The organism is Micromonospora sp. NPDC048868 (genome assembly GCF_043198195.1).
GTDB lineage: Bacteria > Actinomycetota > Actinomycetes > Mycobacteriales > Micromonosporaceae > Micromonospora > Micromonospora reichwaldensis.
Genome location: NZ_JBICUN010000009.1, coordinates 240,929 through 258,239, shown reverse-complemented (window position 1 = coordinate 258,239; position 17,311 = coordinate 240,929). Strand labels below are relative to the sequence as shown.

Here is a 17,311-nt window from a genome sequence, read left to right as displayed (position 1 = left end):
CTCAGGCCCCGGGCCGTACGCCCCAGGCACCCCGCCAGGTCGCTCCCGGCTTCAGGGTGATCACGTCCCGGCCCGAACGGAACGCGTCCGGCGGGCAGGTCATCGGCTCCACCGCCACGGAACGGCGCCGCCGCTCGCCGGGCAGGGCGTCGCCGGTGAACACCTGCCACCAGCCGAACTCCCGGTCCGCCCAGATCCGTACGCCCGCCGTGCCGTCCGGGGCAGCCAGGCTGACCACCGAACCGCCGTCGTCGTCGCGGATCACGTCGCCGAAGCAGAGGTCGAGCCGGGCGCCGCCGATCCGGCGGGGGCTGGTCCAGTCGTACTCGGTGCCGGCGACCGGGGTGCCCCCGATCGGCAGCAGCCGGCCGTCCACCTGCAACCGCGTGCGGGCCGGCAGCCGCATCGACAGGTCGTCCACCGCCACCCCGGGCACCCGCAGGTACGGGTGCACCGCGAAGCCGAACGGCGCGGGCTCGGCGCCGAGGTTCGTCGCCTCGTGCTCCGCGCGCAACCCGTCCGGGCCGACGCTCCACCGGGTACGCAGCCGCAGCGGCCACGGGTAGCCCGGCTGCGGCGGCAGGTCGTAGCCGACGGTCACCGCGTCGGACGACTGCTCCACCAGCCGCCACGGCACCCAGTTGACCAGCCCGTGGATGGCCACGCCCCGGTCCGGCTCGCTGAGGGTGAGCTGCAACGACCGCTCGCCGAAGGTGTAGCGCCCGTCGCGGATCCGGTTCGGCCAGGGGGCCAGCACCTGCCCCGCGCAGCCGGGACAGAGCTCGTCGGCGGCGTACCCGTCGAGGTGGTCGGTCCCGTCGTGCCGGTATGTCCGGACCCCACCGCCCACCTCCACGATGACGGCCTCGTGGCCGGCGGCGGAAATGGTCCACTGCGCGCCCGAGGGCGGACGCTGGTCGGGGGTGTCCATGCGGGCGACCCTAACGGTTCCCGCCCCGCCGTCGCTCGCCCCGACCCGCCCCGTCACGCCTTGTCACCGCCGGGCGGGTCCGCCGCCCGGTAGCGCAGCAGCACCGGGAAGGCCACCGCGAGCAGCACCGCGAGCGCAGCCGAGAGCAGGCCGCCGCCGACCCAGGCGACGCCGCCGCCGAACCCGGCCGCCACCGCACCGGCCCGCAGGTCGCCCAGGCGCGGGCCGCCGGCGATGACCACCGTGTTGACGCCCATCAGCCGCCCGCGCATCCGGTCCGGCGCGTAGACCAGCAGCATCGACTGCCGCAGCACGGCGCTGACCAGGTCGGCCGCCCCGGCCACCGCGAGCAGCAGCACCATCAGCCAGAGCTGGCCGGCGAGGCCGGCCGCCGCGATCGCCAACCCCCAGCCGACCACCGCCAGCACCAGCACCAGCCCCTGCCGGCGCAGTCGCCCGATCCACCCGGAGGTCAGCCCGCCGAGCATCGCGCCCGCCGCGATCGCGCTGTAGAGCCAGCCGACGGCCGCGCCGCCGCCGAAGCGGGACTCGGCGATTTCGGGGAAGAGCGCCCGGGGCATGGCCAGCACCATGGCGATCAGGTCGATGACGAAGGAGAGCATCAGCACCGGGGTGGTGGCCAGGTAGCGCAGGCCGTCGACGATGCTGGCCAGCCCGGCCCGCCGTGGGGCGGCGTCCGGGTCCGCGTCCGGGTCCGGCTCCGGCGGCATGGCCGGCAGCTTCACCGTCGCCCAGACGGCGACCGCGTAGAGCACCGCGTCGGCCGCGTAGGCGATCGGCAGGCCGAGGTCGGTGCCCCACCAGGCGAAGATCAGGCCGGCGGCCAGCGGGCCGAACACCGAGGCGGCCGTGTAGGTGGTGAAGTTCAGCGTGGTCGCCGCCGGCACCAGCTCCGCCGGCACCAGCCGGGGCAGGATCGCGTTGCGGGTGGGCGAGCTGATCGCGAAGGCGATCGACTGCACCGCCACCAGGACGAGCAGCAGCAGCGGGCTGCCGATCCCGAGCACCGCCTGCACCGCCAGGCCGAACGTGGCGGCCCAGAGCACCGCCGCCGTCGCCAGCAGCACCTTGCGCCGGTCGTGCGCGTCGGCCACCGCGCCGCCCCAGAGCCCGAAGACCAGCAGCGGTACGAACGCCGCGATCCCGATCAGGCCGACCCAGAGCGAGCTACCGGTCAGCGCGTACATCTCCACCGGGACGGCGACCGCGGTGAGCTGGATGCCGAACATCGCGATGCCGTTGCCGAGCCACATCCGCCGGTACGCCGGCACGGCCAGCGGGCGCACGTCGATCGCGAAGCGGCGCAGCCCGGTCGGCCGCGCGTCCTTGAGCTGGGTCACGGCGCCAGCCGCTCGACGGTCCACTCCCCGGGCCCGGTGAGCCGGAACCGCAGCCGGTCGTGCAGCCGGCTGACCCGGCCCTGCCAGAACTCCACCGACTCCGGCCGCACCCGCAGGCCGCCCCAGTACGGCGGGGCGGGGATCGGCTCGACCTCGGCGAACCGCTCCGCCGCCGCCCGGTACGCCTCGTCCAGCACGGCCCGCCCGGGGATCACCCGGGACTGGGTGCTGGCCCAGGCGCCGAGCTGGGAGCCGCGCGGCCGGCTGGCGAAGTACGCCTCCGTCTCCGCCCGGTCGACCCGCTCGACCCGGCCGGCCACCACCACCTGCCGGTGCAGCGGGAACCAGGGGAAGACGAGGCTCACGTGCGGGTTGACGGCCGCCTCGGCGCCCTTGCGGGACCCGTAGTTGGTGAAGAAGACGAAGCCCTCCGGGTCGTATCCCTTCAGCAGCACGGTGCGCGCGCTCGGGCGGCCCTCGGCGTCGGCGGTGCCGACCACCATCGCGTTCGGTTCGGGCAGTCCGGCGGCGACCGCGTCGGCGAACCAGCGGGCGAACTGGCCGTGCCAGTCGGCGGCCAGGTCCGCCTCGGAAAGGCCCAGCTCCGGGGCGTACTCGTTACGCATACCCGCCGGCCGGACTGTGTCCCCCGTCACGTTCCCCCTCCTCCTCGTCGACCCGGCCCGCTGCCTGCGGCGCTGGCCAGCCCGCACCGCACAGTGTCGCCGACCCGGTCCGGGCCGCCCGGACCGGGGATGTCGTGTGCGGCACAGTCGCAGTGGGTCGCGAATCCGGTTACCCAGCAGGCAAGATGTCACGAACACATCCCTGAGGGTCGCCTAAGGCGCTCGCCCGGCTGGGCCGGGACCGGAGCCCCGGGCGGGCGCACCGAGCAGATCCAGGAGAGCGACATGGCCGATTTCAAACCCGGGCTGGAGGGCGTCGTAGCCTTCGAGACCGAGATCGCCGAACCCGACCGCGAGGGCGGCGCGCTGCGCTATCGCGGCGTCGACATCGAGGATCTGATCGGCCAGGTCTCCTTCGGCAACGTGTGGGCGCTGCTGGTCGACGGGCGGTTCGGCCCGGGTCTGCCGCCGGCGGAGCCGTTCCCGGTGCCGGTGCACTCCGGTGACATCCGGGTGGACGTGCAGTCCGCGGTCGCGATGCTGGCCCCGTACTGGGGTCTCAACCAGCTGCTCGACATCTCCGACGAGCAGGCCCGCGAGGACCTCGCCCGGGTGTCGGTCACCGCGCTCTCCTTCGTCGCCCAGTCGGCGCGCGGCCTGGGCCTGCCGGCCGTGCCGCAGAAGGAGATCGACAAGGCGTCCACCATCGTCGAGCGCTTCATGAAGCGCTGGCGGGGCGAGCCGGACCCGCGGCACGTCAAGGCGGTCGACGCCTACTTCATCTCGGCCGCCGAGCACGGCCTGAACGCCTCCACCTTCACCGCCCGGATCGTCGCCTCCACCGGCGCGGACGCCGCGGCCTGCATCTCCTCCGGCATCGGCGCCCTCTCCGGCCCGCTGCACGGCGGCGCCCCCTCCCGCGTGCTCAGCATGCTGGAGGCGGTCGAGCGCAGCGGCGACGCCGAGGGCTACGTCAAGGGCGTCCTCGACCGGGGCGAGCGGCTGATGGGCTTCGGCCACCGCGTCTACCGGGCCGAGGACCCGCGCGCCCGAGTGCTCCGCCGCACCGCCAAGGAGCTGGGCGCGCCGCGCTTCGAGATCGCCGAGGCGCTGGAGAAGGCCGCCCTGGCCGAGCTCCAGGCCCGCCGGCCGGACCGGGTGCTCGCCACCAACGTCGAGTTCTGGTCGGCCGTGGTGCTGGACTTCGCCGAGGTGCCGGCGCACATGTTCACCTCCATGTTCACCTGCGCCCGGATGGGCGGCTGGAGCGCGCACATCCTGGAGCAGAAGAAGCTCCAGCGGCTGGTCCGCCCGTCGGCCCGCTACGTCGGCCCGGGCACCCGCAAGCCCAGCGACGTCGAGGGCTGGGACGCCATCCCGCACGGCGTCTGAGATGTGAGGAAGGGCCCCTCCCAACGCCTGGTGCGCAGGAAGGGGCCCTTCCTTGCATCCGGGTGCGGTCGGGTGCGACGTCGGGGGCGGAGCGCTGGCACGGATTGTGGTGGACGCCTCAACGTCGCTGGTGGGATCAGCGGCCGGCGCGGCCGGCGCGGGTGGGAGGATGAGGGCCGGCAGTGTCGCCGGACCGGGCCCGGGTCCCGGCCGCGTCGTGCGCCTGAGCGCGCGTCCGCCGTCGATCCGCGCCCGCCTGAACACCGGGCCCGCCCTCGCCCATGCGGAAGGATCTCGACAACCGTGGCTGACGCACCGACCATCCGGATTCCCGACGACCTCAAGCCCGCCGACGGGAGGTTCGGCTGCGGGCCGTCCAAGGTCCGTCCGGCGGCGGTCTCCGCCCTCGCCGAGGTGGCGACGAGCTACCTGGGCACCTCGCACCGGCAGAAGACCGTCCGCGACGAGGTGGCCCGGCTGCGCCGCGGCATCGCCGACTTCTTCTCCCTCCCCGAGGGCTACGAGGTGGTGCTGGGCAACGGCGGCACCACGGCCTTCTGGGAGGTCGCGACGTTCGGCCTGGTCCGCGACCGGGCGCAGTTCGCCAGCTTCGGCGAGTTCGGCGCCAAGTTCGCCAAGTCCGTCAAGGACGCCCCGTTCCTCGGCGAGCCCACCGTCCGCAAGTCGGAGGCCGGCACCGCGCCCACCCTGACCGCCGAGGCCGGGGTGGACGTCTACGCCACCCCGCACAACGAGACCTCGACGGGTGTCGCGGTGCCGATCAGCCGGGTGGCCGGCGCCGACCCCGGCTCGCTGCTGCTGGTCGACGCCACCTCGGGCGCCGGCGGCCTGGACGTCAACGTCGGCGAGACCGACGTCTACTACTTCGCCCCGCAGAAGTGCTTCGGCTCCGACGGCGGCCTGTGGCTGGCCCTGATGTCGCCGGCCGCGCTGGAGCGGGCCGGCGAGATCAAGGCGTCCGGCCGCTACATCCCGGCCTTCCTCGACCTGGTCACCGCGATCGACAACTCGCGGCTGGAGCAGACCTACAACACCCCGGCGCTGGCCACCATCTTCCTGGCCGCCGAGCAGACCGACTGGATGAACTCCCAGGGCGGGCTGGCCTGGGCGGCCAAGCGCACGGCCGAGAGCGCCGCGATCGTGTACGGCTGGGCGGAGCGCTCCGAGGTGGCGACGCCGTTCGTCACCGACCCGGCGCTGCGCTCCAACGTGGTCGCCACCATCGACTTCGCCGAGTCCGTCGACGCCACCGCGATCGCCAAGGCGCTGCGCGCCAACGGCATCGTGGACACGGAGCCCTACCGCAAGCTGGGCCGCAACCAGCTCCGCGTCGCGCTCTTCCCGGCCGTCGAGCCGGCCGACGTCGAGGCGCTGACCGCGTCGATCGACTACGTGGTCGAGCGACTCTGATCGCCGTCACGGTCGGTGGCCGCCGGACGCGTCGGCGGCCACCGACCGTGATCATCGTCGCAGCTCAGTCGCGACATGCGGGTGTCGCATCCCCCACCTGCGGACAGATGCGCGTACGGTGGTGCGAGGACGCCCGGGTGGCCGGCTCGTGGCGTGACGGCCAGCGAAGCGGGACGGAGGCTACGCCATGCGCCCAGTACGCTTCGTCGCCCTCTCCGAGGACGGCCAGGCCCTGGTGCTCGCCGACGAGGTCGGGCGACTGCTCGCCCTGCCCATCGACGAGCGGATCGCCGGCGCGTTGCACGCCGAGCCCGGCGCCCCGCCGCTCGCGGTGGCCCCGGCGGCGACCGCCGACCCGATCCCCTCACTCTCCCCACGGGACATCCAGGCCAAGATCCGCTCCGGCGAGTCCGCCGAGGACGTCGCCCGGATCGCCGGCGTGCCGGTCGACCGCGTGCTGCGCTACGCCGGCCCGGTGCTCCAGGAGCGGGCCATGCTCGCCCAGCACGCCCGCCGCACCCGGCTGAAGGGCGCGGAGAAGCCCACCCCGCTCGCCGAGGTGGTCAACGGCCGGCTGGCCCAGCACGGGATCGACACCGAGAAGATCTCCTGGGACGCGTGGCGCCGCGACGACGGCACCTGGCGGATCGTGGCGACCTGGCCCTCGGGCAAGGCGACCGCGCAGGCGATCTGGGATCTCGACAAGACCCGGCAGTCGGTCACCCCGCACGACGACATGGCGCAATACCTCTGCGCCGAGCGGCCCACCCCGATCCTCGGCCAGGAGCCGGCGCCGGAGCGGGGCGGCCACGCGCTGCCCGGCCCGTCGCGCGGCGAGCCGAGCCGGGGCGGGCACGGCCTGCCGGCGGCGGCGGAGCACAGCCGTCCCGGCCGCGACCCGATCCGGGCCGGGCGGGACGCCCTGCTCGCCTCGCTCGACCGCCCGCTCGGCTCGACCTCGGGTCGCGGGCTCGAACCCCGCACCCCGGCCGCCCTGGCCGGGCAGGACGCGCCACGCCAGCGGCCCGTCGGCGGCGGGGCGGCGGCGTTGCTCGGCGGTGGGCAGGGTTCCGCCTTCGACGACGACTCGGACGCGCCCAAGGAGGTGCCGGCCGTGCCGTCGCTGGCGGTGCTCCGGCCCCGTCGCACGGGCGCGCCGGCGGCAGCGGCGGGCGAGTCGACGGACGCCGGTGGCAAGCCGCGCAAGCGCCTGCCGAGCTGGGACGACGTGCTCTTCGGCAGCGGCCCGGCGGCCCGCGAGTCCTCGTGACCGCCTGACTCCGGCGACCACCCGGTCGCCGGAGTCAACGCGAGGCGCTCCAACTGCCGCCGTGGCAGGGTGGCCTCATGGAGTACACGAACCTCGGCCGTACGGGCCTGTCGGTCAGCCGCCTCTGCCTCGGCACGATGAACTTCGGGCCGCAGACCACCGAGCCGGACAGCTTCGCGATCATGGACCGGGCCCTCGACCACGGCATCAACTTCTTCGACACCGCCGACGTCTACGGCTGGCAGACCGGCGAGGGGATCACCGAGCAGATCATCGGGCGCTGGTTCGCCCAGGGCGGCGGCCGGCGGGAGAAGGTCGTGCTGGCCACCAAGGTCTACGGCAAGATGGGCGAGTGGCCCAACCAGCAGGGCCTCTCCGCCCGGCACATCGTCCGGGCCTGCGAGGACTCGCTGCGCCGCCTCCAGACCGACACCATCGACCTCTACCAGATGCACCACGTCTCGCGGAGCACGCCGTGGGAGGAAATCTGGCAGGCCATGGAGACCCTGGTCGCCCAAGGCAAGGTCCTCTACGTCGGATCGTCCAACTTCGCCGGCTGGCACATCTCCGTGGCGCAGGAGGCGGCGGGAAAGCGCCACTTCCTCGGCCTGGTCTCGGAGCAGTGCATCTACAACCTCATGACCCGGTACGTCGAGCTGGAGGTGGTGCCCGCCGCGCAGCACCACGGGCTGGGCATCATCCCGTGGTCGCCGCTGCACGGCGGGCTGCTCGCCGGAGTGCTGCGGAAGATGGCCGAGGGCGGGGCCGCGCGGGGCGCCAGCGGCCGCTCCGCCGACGCGCTCGCCGAGCACCGGCCGACCATCGAGGCGTACGAGAAACTCTGCGGCGACCTCGGTCACGACCCGGCGGACGTGGCTCTCGGCTGGCTGCTGTCCCGGCCCGGGGTGACCGCCCCGATCATCGGACCGCGCACCACCGACCAGCTCGACCGTTCCCTGGGCGCCCTGACCGTCGACCTCGACGAGGACGCCCTCACCCGCCTGGACGAGCTCTTCCCGCCCGTGGGCAACGGCGGCCCCGGCCCCGAGGCCTGGGCCTGGTGACCGGGGAGCGTCAGAGGGGCCAGGCGGCCAGGCGGTCGTAGGTGGGGCGGGGGCCGGGGTGGCTGCGCACGAGGACCATCTCGCCGGCCGGCCACTCCGGGCCCTCGTAGTCGTCGAGGGTGGCCACGTCGGCGGCCACGTCGGCCGGGGGCACCCGGTCGCCGGGGCGCGCGACGGTCAGGTGCGGGCGGAACGGCTTCTCGTCGTGCGGCAGGCGGGCGTGCCGCAGCCGGGAGCGGATCAGCCGGGCCAGCACCAGCACCGGCTCCACCTCGCCGCGCAGGTCGACCCAGAGCACGGTGAACCGGCCCCGCCCGAACTGCCCGCCGCCGGCCAGCCGGAGCCGGGGCGCGGCCTGGCGGCCGTCGCGGGACCACTCGGCGGCGAGCCCGAGCGCGCTCTCCACGGCGACCAGCCGGTCCGCCTCGACGTCGCCGAGGAAGGCGAGGGTGACGTGCGCGTTGGCCGGGTCGGCGAGCCGGACGTTGGTCCCGGCGGCGGCCGCCGCGCCGATCCGCAGGTGGGCGACCTGCGCGCCGAGGTGCGCGACCGCCTCGGGCGGCGGGTAGACCGCGACGAAGAGCCTCACGCGGGCCCCGCCCTCAGCGGTGCCGCTGCCAGTGACCGGCCCGGGCGGCCGGCAGGGTCAGCCCGGCGGCGTGCAGCAGGCCCTCCACCCGGACGCGTTCCAGCTCCAGGTCGACGCCCTCCAGCTCGGTCAGGTGCTCGGCCAGCCCGAGGGCCCGGCAGGCCAGCCGGAGCCGGTCGTCGTACGCCTGGAGGACCATGCCGTGCCAGACGGGCTGGCGGCCGTCGGAACCCACCCCCTGGCTGCGCAGGCGGCGCAGGTCGGCGGCGAGTTCCTCCAGCGGGCGCCGGTCGGGCCGGTCGAAGGCGGTGAGGTCGATGTCGCGGGTCAGCGCGTCGGCCTCGACGGCCCGGTCCAGCCGGGCGATGGTGCGCCGCTCCCGCCGGCGCTCACGCCACTCGGCGTACCCGCAGGCGACCCGGTCGATGATCTCGTCCGCGCAGAAGACCAGGGCGATCAGCGCCGGCAGGCTGGCCATGGCGACGATGGCCAGGATCAGCAGCAGCGCGCGTCCGAGCTCCACGTATCGACGCTAAGCCGCTTTCCCCCTTACCGCTACCGCTTTCGTGTCATCCGCCCCCTCGGCCGGGGAAGCGGTCGGCCCGCCCGGGCGACGGGCTCAGCAGTCGGCGGAGGTGACGTAGAAGCGCGGCATCGGCAGGATGCGGAAGCGCAGCCGGGCGCCGGAGCGGCGCAGCTGCCAGGTGAGCGCGATCAGGATGGTGGCCAGCGAGATCAGCCCACCGCTCCAGATGCTGGCGCCCGCCCCGTAGGTCTCGGCGACCCAGCCGATGAGCGGCGCACCGACCGGGTTGGTGCCGAGGAAGACCAGCACCCAGAGGGCCATCACCCGGCCGCGGAAGGCGGCGTCCGTGCCGAGCTGGACCCGCTGGTTGGCCGCCTGGGCGAAGTACACCATGAAGAACCCGGTCGGCAGCAGCAGCGTCACCACCATCCAGTACGCGGGGGCGAGCCCCACCAGCGTGCCGAAGCTGGCACAGCCGACCCCCGCGCCGAGCACCAGCCAGACCGACGGGCGGCTGCGCCGCCCGGTGCCGGCGAGCGCCCCGACCAGCGCGCCGACGGCCAGCGCGGTGCTGAACAGCCCGAACGAGGCGGCGCCGGTCTGGAACACGGTCTTGGCCAGCGCGGCGAGGGTGAGCTGGAAGTTGAACAGCGACATGCCGATCACCGACATCACCGCCATGGGCAGCAGCAGGTCGGGCCGCCGCCAGACGTAGCGCAGGCCGTCGACGACCTTGGCCGACGCCCGCTCGTCGCGCGGGGGCAGCGCCTCCCGGTGCAGGTCGGCGGGGCGCATCCGGATCACGGTGACCAGCGGGGCGATCGAGCTGAGCGCGGTGAACAGGAAGACCGGCCCGACGTCGAAGGCGGCGATGGCCAGGCCGGCGACGGCCGGCCCGACGATCCGGGCGGAGTTGAACACGGCCGCGTTGAGCGAGAGCGCGTTCGGCAGCAGCGACGTACCGACCAGCTCGGAGACGAACGCCTGCCGGACGGGGGTCTCCACGGCGTTGGCGACGCCGAGCAGGGCCGCGAACGCGAAGACGTGCCAGAGCTGCACGAGGCCGGTGATCACCAGCAGGGCCATGGCGAGGGCCAGTACGGTCCAGAACGCGTTCGCGACGAAGAGCAGCATCCGCTTGTCGTAGCGGTCGGCGAGCCGCCCGGAGAGCAGGGTGAGCAGCAGTACCGGGGTGAACTGGAGCGCGGTCACCACGCCGAGCGCGGTGGCGGAGTTGTCGGAGAGCTCGAGGACCAGCCAGTCCTGGGCGATGAACATCATCCAGACGCCGATCAGCTTGATCAGTTGCCCGGATGCGAAGAGCCGGTAGTTGCGGACCTGTAGGGACTGGAACATCGTGCTCAGCTTCGCCTGCACTCTTGGTGCGCCTCCTCGCGGTCGTACGCGTCATCGACGGCGGACGGCGCGGTGGCACGAGGCGCGGGTCAGGCGCGGGCGAGCTGCTGAAGGATCTCGGCAGCCTGCCGCAGGGTTTCCCGCTCGGCTTCGGTCAGCTCGGCCAGCCGGCGGGCCAGCCACTCGTCGCGGACCCGCTCGAACTGGTCGAGCACGGCCCGTCCCCCCTCGGTCGCCGCCAGGATGACCTGCCGGCCGTCGGTCGGATGGGGGGTGCGCTGCACGAGGCCACGCTCCTCCAACTTCGCGACGATCTTGGTCATCGTGGGCGGCTGCACCCGTTCCACGTCGGCCAGTTCCCGAGGCGTCAGCGCACCCGCCAGCCGGAGGCTGGTGAGCGCGGAGAGCTGGGTGACCGTGAGGTCGCCGACCGGCCGGGCCTGGCGGACCCGTCGGTTCAGCCGGGTGATCGCATCACGCAGCTGCGGTGCCAGCTGCGCCGGTGGCACGCGGTTCGCCGTCACCGTCCGCTCCGTCACGATAGTTAGCCTAACTAATTAGCCAGGCGAATGACCACTGATATGAGCACGCTCACGAGAAGTTTGTCCTGCTCCGGGCCGGGTACCCCGTTCGGTCACCGGCCCGGAGCAGGGCGTGTTCAGAGCACCACGGACTCGATCGGCCCACGCAGGAAGTAGAGCACGAAGAGGGCGGCCACCCCGTACAGCAGCGGGTGGATCTCCCGGGCCTTGCCCTTGGCGAGCTTCACCACCACGTACGTGATCAGGCCCGCGCCGATGCCGTTGGAGATCGAGTACGTGAAGGGCATCAGCACGATCGTCAGGAACGCCGGGATCGCGATCTCGTAGTCGGACCAGTCGATCGTCCGCACCGCGGTCATCATCAGGAAGCCGACCACCACCAGCGCCGTCGACGCCGCCTCGAACGGCACCACCACGACCAGCGGCGCCAGGAACATCGCCAGCAGGAACAGCGAGCCGGTGACCAGGTTGGCCACGCCCGTACGGGCGCCCTCCGCCACACCGGCGGCACTCTCGATGTACGACGTGTTGCTGGACGTGCTCGCCGCACCGCCGGCAGCCGCCGCGATCGAGTCGACCAGCAGGATCTCCTTCGCCCGCGGCGGGGTGCCCCGCTCGTCGAGCATGCTCCCCTCCTGGCCGACCGCCACCATCGTGCCCATGGTGTCGAAGAAGTCCGTGATCAGCAGGGTGAACACGAACATCAGGACGACGACCCAGCCGGCCCGGCCCCACGAGTCGAACAGGTTGAAGTTGCCGAGCAGCGACAGGTCCGGCACGTCCACCCAGGTCTTCGGCAGCTCGGGGACGTTCAGCGCCCAGCCCTTCGGGTTGGGCTTGCCGTCGACGAAGGACGGCCCGATGTTCAACAACGCCTCGACGACGATCGCCACCACGGTGGAGCCGAGGATGCCGATGAGGATCGCGCCCTTGACCCGCCGCACCATCAGCACGATGGTCAGCAGCAGACCCACCACGAAGACAAGCATCGGCCAGCTGCCGAGGCTGCCATCGATGCCCAGCCCGACGGGGACCGTGGTGTTCTCCGAGTCCGGCACCCGGCGGACGAAACCGGCGTCGACCAGGCCGATGATGGTCAGGAAGAGGCCGATGCCGACGCCGATCGCCGTCTTCATCTGCGTCGGCACCGAGCGGAACACCGCCGTACGCAGGCCGGTCAGCACCAGTACCGCGATGATCAGGCCCTCGATCACCACGAGGCCCATCGCGTCCGCCCAGGTCATCTCCGGGGCGATCTCGTACGCGACAAGCGCGTTGACGCCGAGGCCGGCGGCGAGCGCCAGCGGGAACCGGCCGACCACGCCCATCAGGATGGTCATCAGGCCGGCGACCAGGGCGGTTGCCGCAGCGAGGGCGGCGATGGAGAGCTTCTTGCCGTCGCCGTCGACGGCACCACCGATGATGAGCGGGTTGAGCACCACGATGTACGCCATCGTGAAGAAGGTCGCCAGGCCACCGCGTACCTCGCGGCTCATCGTCGAGCCACGGGCGGAGATCTCGAAGTACCGGTCGAAACCGTTCCGGGGGTGCGCTGGGTCGGGTGGTGTGCCGTTCTCGGGCGGCGCTACTGCCATCAGGTCCTCGCAGGTGGATCTTCCGTTGTCGCGCGCATCGTCGCAGATCACCGGCCAGCAGGAAAAGTTGATCGCGTACGCTTGCCGCGTGCCGAAGGAGCAGCCCCCGCGGCCCGAGCCGCTCGACCCGCCGATGGTGCCGTTCGCCCTCGCCGGGATGGCGGCCTGGGCGATCGCCGGGCTGGTGCTGCTGGTCTTCTTCCGCGACTGGCTGAGGGCGCACGATCACCAGGACTGGCTGTGGACCTGCCTGGCCGGTTTCCTGTGGGGTTTCCCCGGTCTCGCCGTGATGATGCGGCACGACGCCAACCGACGTCGCCGCCGCGCCGGCCGCTGACCTGCGACGACACCGGTCCGCCGGACCGGTGCCGCGCCAATGGCGTCAGGGGTGGCCGTACGGCTCCGCCGGCTCCGCGGCCTCGACGGAGCCCGGTGCCCGGCTGACCGCCATGGGCTCGACCGCGCTGTCGTCGTAGACCGTCGGCATCTCCTCGACCGGCGTCTCGGCGGCCTCGATCAGGGTCTCCGAGTGCGCCCCGCAGCCGTGGTCGGCGCTGACCACCCGACCGTCGTCGGGGGCGTAGAAGTTGCCGCAGGCCCCGAAGGACTGCCGCAGGGCGCCGGCGAGCGGCAGGTAGAAGCCGCAGGTGCCGCAGCGGGCGGCGGCGGGGGCGGCGGCCGAGATCGCGGCGGACGGGCCGTGGTCGCCGTCGTACCAGCGCTGGGCGGCCTCGCTGCGCCCCTCCCGGGAGAGCACCCGGGCCCGGCCGAGACCCAGCTCCCACGCGGTCTCCTCGACCGCCGGGTCGTCGGAGAGCAGGTAGCCGGGCTGGAGCCGGTCGTCGTCCGCCGGGGTGGGCAGCAAATCGCCGGGGCCGAGGTCGCCCGGCTTGAGCCGCTCCTGCCACGGCAGCCAGCCGGGCGCGAGCATCGCGTCCGTGCCGGGGATCAGCACCGTCTCGCAGACGGTGACGTGCCGACTGCGCGGCACGCGGGTGACGGTGACCGCCCACCGCCAGCCCCGGTAGCCGGCGAGCCGGCACTCGAAGTAGTGGGTGACGAGTCGGTCACCCTCCGCGACGGCCTGCAGGTGGTCGCCGATGTCCGAGGGGTCGACCTCGGTGATGGCGTCACGCGCCACCTCGACGGCGGCGGCGCAGACCTGGTCGAGACGAGCAGCACGGGCGGAGGCAGGCCTGGTCACCCAACCATTGTTCCCCATGCGTACGGCCGACCGACAGGCACCCGCCGACGACGTTCTGAGACAGTGGTGCGGCACGGACGGACTGAATGGGTGAGGATGGTGGGCATGCCGCTGTTCTCCCGCTCCGGGCGGTCCGTACTCGGGCGGACCGTCGGCACCGGCATCAAGGCCGTCCGCCTGCTGTTCCGTGGCTCGGTCAGCAGTGGCCGCTGGATGACCCGGCGGGCGGGCCGGGCCCGCACCCGGGGCGCCGGGGGCGAGGTCGGCATGGTCCGCCTCTTCGACCTGCACGCGGTCTCCTGCGCCGGGGACACGCTGATCGCCATCGGCCTCGCCGGGACGATCTTCTTCAACGTCCCGCTCGGCGAGGCACGCAGCAAGGTCGCCCTCTACCTGCTGGTGACCATGGTGCCGTTCGCCATGCTCGCCCCGGTGGTGGGCCCGCTGCTCGACCACTTCCGCCACGGCCGCCGGTACGCGCTGGCCGCCACCATGCTCGGCCGCGCCTTCCTGGCCTGGCTGATCTCCGACTACATCCACGGCTTCGGCCTCTACCCGGCGGCCTTCGGCGTGCTGGCGCTCTCCCGCGCGTACGGGGTGGCCCGCTCGGCGGCCGTCCCACGGCTGCTGCCGGAGGGGCTGGGGCTCTCCCAGGTGGGCGCCCGGGCCAGCGTCTACGGCACGGTGGCCGGCGCCCTGGTCGCTCCGATCGGGCTGGCCGCCTTCTGGTTCGGGCCGCAGTGGCCGCTCCGGGTCGCCTCGATCATCTTCCTGGTCGGCATGGTGATCTCCCTGCGCCTGCCGCCGAAGGCCGACTCCGAGCCACCGGAGCGGGTGCCCCGGCCGCTGCGTGCGCTCTGGCGGCGCACCGGCGACCGCCCGCTGGGCCGGGGACGGCCGGCCGGCCGACTCGTGATCGCCACCCTGATCGGTGCCGCGACGCTACGCGGGCTGTACGGGTTCCTGCTGCTCTTCCTGGCCTTCGCGATCAAGGCCGGCGACCTGACCACCGTCGTCTTCGGCCGGGACCTGGGTGACGAGGGTGCGCTGGGCCTCGTCGGCGCCGCGCTGGCCGTGGGCACCTTCCTCGCCACCGCGATCGGCACCCGCCTGCGCATCCACCGACCCGTCGCGATCCAGTCCAGCGGCATGATCATCGTGGGTGGGGTGGCGATCCTCGCCGCGTTGAAGTTCTCGCTGCCGATGGTCGCCCTGCTCTGCCTGGTGACCGCGCTGATGAGCGGCATCGCCAAGCTCACCGTGGACGCCTCGATCCAGGAGCGCATCCCGGAGCGGCTGCGGGCCAGCTCGTTCGCCCACTCCGAGACCGTGCTGATGCTCGCGTTCGTCGCCGGGGGCGGGCTGGGGCTCGTACCCTTCGACGGCCGGATCGGGATCGCGGTCGCCGCCGGGGCCGGCACGCTGGCCGCCGCCCGAGGCGTGGTGGTGGCGAGCCGCCTGCGCGCCGAGCGGCTGGCCGGTCGCCCGCTCGCCGACGACGAACTGGCCGACGAACCCGGCAGCAACACCGGCAGCGGCAGCGGCAGCGGCAGCGGCACGAACGACCGGACCGGCACAGGCGACACGGCCGGCGCGCGCACCGGAACCGGCGGAGGTGACGGGGAAGACCCGGCCGACCCGGGCGCCGGCGCAGGCGCCGAGGCAGGGGGCGGCCCCGACACCGGGGTGGCGCCCGTCTCGCCCGCCCCGGCGCAGGGCGGCTCGCCGCTGGACGATCCGGCCCTGGCCCCGCCGGGGTACCACATCTACCGGCCGTCGTCGGCCGTCGGCGGGCCGGGCGGGGCGGACGACGAGACCCGGCGGGAGCCACAGGGGCCCCTGCCGTGACGGGCCTGCTGGTGGTCACGGCGGTGCCCGCCGAGGCCGAGGCGGTCCGCGCGGGCCTGACGGGTGCGTCGACGACGGTGCTGCCGGTGGGGGTCGGCCCCGCCGTGGCCGCCGCCACCACCGCCCGACTGCTGGTGCTCGCCGAGGCGGCCGGGCGCCCGTACCGCGGCGTGGTCAGCGCGGGCGTGGCGGGCGGCTTCGCCGGCCGGGCGGAGGTCGGCGCGACGGTGCTGGGCGCCGTGTCCGTCGCCGCCGACCTGGGCGCCGAGTCGCCGACGGGCTTCCTCCCGGTGGACGAGCTGGGCATGCCCCCGGAGTGGCTCGGTGGGGGCATCGCGCTCGCCGCCGACCCCGGCCTGCTGGCCGCCCTGCGGTCCGCGCTGCCGACGGCCACGGTGGGCGCGGTGCTGACCGTCAGCACGGTGACCGGCAGCGCCGCCAGCACCGACGCCCTGCGCCGGCGTCACCCCGACGCGGTCGCCGAGGCCATGGAGGGGTACGGCGTGGCCGTCGCCGCCGCGCAGGCCGGCGTCCCCTTCGTCGAGCTGCGTACCGTCTCCAACCCGATCGGCCCCCGCGACCGCGACGCCTGGCGCATGCGCGAGGCGCTCGCCGCCCTCACCACCGCCGCCACGGCCCTGACCTCACCCGCCCTGCCCTGACGGTCGGTTCCCCGTCGCGGGCCGATGGTCGTACCGCAGCGCCCACGGCCGGCTCGTCTTGAACTGGTATCCGCAGGCGAGCAGCAGGTCGACATCACCGCCCTCGGCGATCGCGTGGGCCGAACGGATGCCCGCGCGGTCCATCTCGGCGGCGAGCATCGCGACCAACCGGCGCCCGATGCCGAGCCGTCGACAGTCCTCGGCGACGAGAACCCCGTCGAGCACGATCTCCCGCTCGTCGCTCGGGTCGTCGCCGTCGATCAGGTGCGGGCTGCGCTCGTGTGCCCGCAGCTCACCGACCAGCCCGCCGCCCGGCAGCTCGGCCACGAATCGCCACGACGTCGCCGGCAGGCCGCCGCCCGTCACCCGCCGCAGCCGTACCGTCCGCCGAACCTCCTCGGCCCGTCGGCGCCGATCCCGGTATCGACGATTCCGCTGGTACGTGGCCGGCGGTACCGGTAACGGCCAGAGCGCCGGCGGCAGGTTGTACCAGTTCGCCCACCAGGCGCCCGGCCAGTCCTTCGGCTCCTTGACCTCCCAGGCGTCGAGGTGCGCCGGGTAGCGCCGCCCTGCTCCGTCCCGCAGCGCGTCATGCGGCACCGCCGGCAGCGACAGATCGGCGGCTCCGAAGGTTACGGCGGCTCCGGCGGCTCCGGCAGTGCCAGCAGTGCCAGCGGTGCCGGCGGTTGCGGCGGTGCCGCTTACACGGATCGGCACTTCACCACCGGCGGCCCGGACGAGCCGCTCCACCGTGCGAAACCGTGGATCGGTGGCCCGGCCCGACTCGATCCGGGCCAGGGTCGCCTGGGGCACTCCGGACCGCTCGGCCAGTTCGCGCTGGCTCAGGTCTGCTCGGCGTCGTAGGGCCCGCAGGGCTGCGCCAAGGTCGACGGCTTCCGTCAGCTCTGTCACGA

16 protein-coding genes and 2 pseudogenes are annotated in these 17,311 nt (G+C 73.9%); 8 read left to right on the top strand and 10 right to left on the bottom strand.

Going from position 1 to position 17,311, the window contains the following annotated elements; all coding sequences use genetic code 11:
- Position 1 precedes the first annotated feature (1 nt).
- From ACGFNF_RS17365 to pdxH, 3 genes are read right to left on the bottom strand one after another with little or no spacing between them, the layout of a single operon-like run.
- Positions 2 to 931 carry an aldose 1-epimerase family protein gene (locus ACGFNF_RS17365; protein WP_393168929.1) on the bottom strand — a complete coding sequence of 310 codons (930 nt, stop codon included), beginning with the start codon at positions 929 to 931 and terminating at the stop codon, positions 2 to 4.
- Positions 932 to 984: 53 nt separating this feature from the next.
- Entirely contained in the window at positions 985 to 2,292 is a 1,308-nt protein-coding gene (locus ACGFNF_RS17360) for an MFS transporter (protein WP_393168927.1), read from the bottom strand.
- Positions 2,289 to 2,918, bottom strand: coding sequence for a pyridoxamine 5'-phosphate oxidase (pdxH, locus tag ACGFNF_RS17355; protein WP_357576829.1), 630 nt, complete (start codon positions 2,916 to 2,918; stop codon positions 2,289 to 2,291). Before pdxH ends, ACGFNF_RS17360 begins: the two co-directional genes overlap by 4 nt.
- Before the next feature lie 285 nt (positions 2,919 to 3,203).
- Between pdxH and ACGFNF_RS17350 the strand changes: the two genes are divergently transcribed.
- The 4 genes from ACGFNF_RS17350 (at position 3,204) to ACGFNF_RS17335 (ending at position 8,075) form a co-directional block, all read left to right on the top strand.
- Positions 3,204 to 4,310 carry a citrate synthase 2 gene (locus tag ACGFNF_RS17350; RefSeq protein WP_089002315.1) on the top strand — a complete coding sequence of 369 codons (1,107 nt, stop codon included), beginning with the start codon at positions 3,204 to 3,206 and terminating at the stop codon, positions 4,308 to 4,310.
- A gap of 303 nt (positions 4,311 to 4,613) precedes the next feature.
- Positions 4,614 to 5,741, top strand: a complete 1,128-nt coding sequence (gene serC, locus ACGFNF_RS17345; RefSeq protein ID WP_151454143.1) for a phosphoserine transaminase — start codon at positions 4,614 to 4,616, stop codon at positions 5,739 to 5,741.
- A gap of 187 nt (positions 5,742 to 5,928) precedes the next feature.
- Complete coding sequence (gene sepH, locus ACGFNF_RS17340; protein WP_357576803.1) at positions 5,929 to 7,011, top strand: septation protein SepH; 1,083 nt, start codon at positions 5,929 to 5,931, stop codon at positions 7,009 to 7,011.
- A 77-nt stretch (positions 7,012 to 7,088) separates the two neighbouring features.
- Positions 7,089 to 8,075 carry an aldo/keto reductase gene (locus tag ACGFNF_RS17335; RefSeq protein WP_357576802.1) on the top strand — a complete coding sequence of 329 codons (987 nt, stop codon included), beginning with the start codon at positions 7,089 to 7,091 and terminating at the stop codon, positions 8,073 to 8,075.
- 10 nt (positions 8,076 to 8,085) lie between these two features.
- Here ACGFNF_RS17335 and thpR read toward each other — a convergent pair whose 3' ends face one another.
- From thpR to ACGFNF_RS17310, 5 genes are all read right to left on the bottom strand, one after another.
- Positions 8,086 to 8,664: an RNA 2',3'-cyclic phosphodiesterase gene (gene thpR, locus ACGFNF_RS17330; protein WP_393168924.1), complete on the bottom strand. Its 579-nt coding sequence runs from the start codon at positions 8,662 to 8,664 to the stop codon at positions 8,086 to 8,088.
- A gap of 13 nt (positions 8,665 to 8,677) precedes the next feature.
- Entirely contained in the window at positions 8,678 to 9,187 is a 510-nt protein-coding gene (locus ACGFNF_RS17325; RefSeq protein ID WP_393168922.1) for a hypothetical protein, read from the bottom strand.
- A gap of 96 nt (positions 9,188 to 9,283) precedes the next feature.
- Positions 9,284 to 10,567: an MFS transporter gene (locus ACGFNF_RS17320; RefSeq protein ID WP_393168919.1), complete on the bottom strand. Its 1,284-nt coding sequence runs from the start codon at positions 10,565 to 10,567 to the stop codon at positions 9,284 to 9,286.
- Between the two features lie 68 nt (positions 10,568 to 10,635).
- Positions 10,636 to 11,085, bottom strand: a complete 450-nt coding sequence (locus ACGFNF_RS17315) for a MarR family transcriptional regulator (RefSeq protein WP_357576799.1) — start codon at positions 11,083 to 11,085, stop codon at positions 10,636 to 10,638.
- A gap of 119 nt (positions 11,086 to 11,204) precedes the next feature.
- Entirely contained in the window at positions 11,205 to 12,683 is a 1,479-nt protein-coding gene (locus tag ACGFNF_RS17310) for an NCS2 family permease (protein ID WP_393168981.1), read from the bottom strand.
- Between the two features lie 88 nt (positions 12,684 to 12,771).
- Here ACGFNF_RS17310 and ACGFNF_RS17305 point away from each other — a divergent pair, with 88 nt between their 5' ends.
- A complete protein-coding gene (locus tag ACGFNF_RS17305) occupies positions 12,772 to 13,020 on the top strand; it encodes a DUF2530 domain-containing protein (RefSeq protein WP_393168916.1) in 249 nt (82 codons plus the stop codon).
- Positions 13,021 to 13,065: 45 nt separating this feature from the next.
- Here ACGFNF_RS17305 and ACGFNF_RS17300 read toward each other — a convergent pair whose 3' ends face one another.
- A complete protein-coding gene (locus ACGFNF_RS17300) occupies positions 13,066 to 13,905 on the bottom strand; it encodes a DUF3027 domain-containing protein (RefSeq protein ID WP_151454151.1) in 840 nt (279 codons plus the stop codon).
- 87 nt (positions 13,906 to 13,992) lie between these two features.
- Here ACGFNF_RS17300 and ACGFNF_RS17295 point away from each other — a divergent pair.
- The 3 genes and pseudogenes from ACGFNF_RS17295 to ACGFNF_RS17285 form a co-directional block, all read left to right on the top strand.
- A pseudogene (locus tag ACGFNF_RS17295) lies at positions 13,993 to 15,399 on the top strand (MFS transporter); the annotation flags it as partial.
- 105 nt (positions 15,400 to 15,504) lie between these two features.
- Positions 15,505 to 15,735: pseudogene (locus ACGFNF_RS17290) on the top strand (hypothetical protein); the annotation flags it as partial.
- On the top strand, positions 15,732 to 16,397 hold the full coding sequence (locus tag ACGFNF_RS17285) for a futalosine hydrolase (protein ID WP_393168913.1): 666 nt from the start codon (positions 15,732 to 15,734) through the stop codon (positions 16,395 to 16,397). The pseudogene ACGFNF_RS17290 and the gene ACGFNF_RS17285, both read left to right, overlap by 4 nt.
- Here ACGFNF_RS17285 and ACGFNF_RS17280 read toward each other — a convergent pair.
- Positions 16,380 to 17,309, bottom strand: coding sequence for a GNAT family N-acetyltransferase (locus tag ACGFNF_RS17280; RefSeq protein ID WP_393168910.1), 930 nt, complete (start codon positions 17,307 to 17,309; stop codon positions 16,380 to 16,382). The two genes, ACGFNF_RS17285 and ACGFNF_RS17280, sit on opposite strands and share 18 nt — an antisense overlap.
- Positions 17,310 to 17,311: the final 2 nt, after the last annotated feature.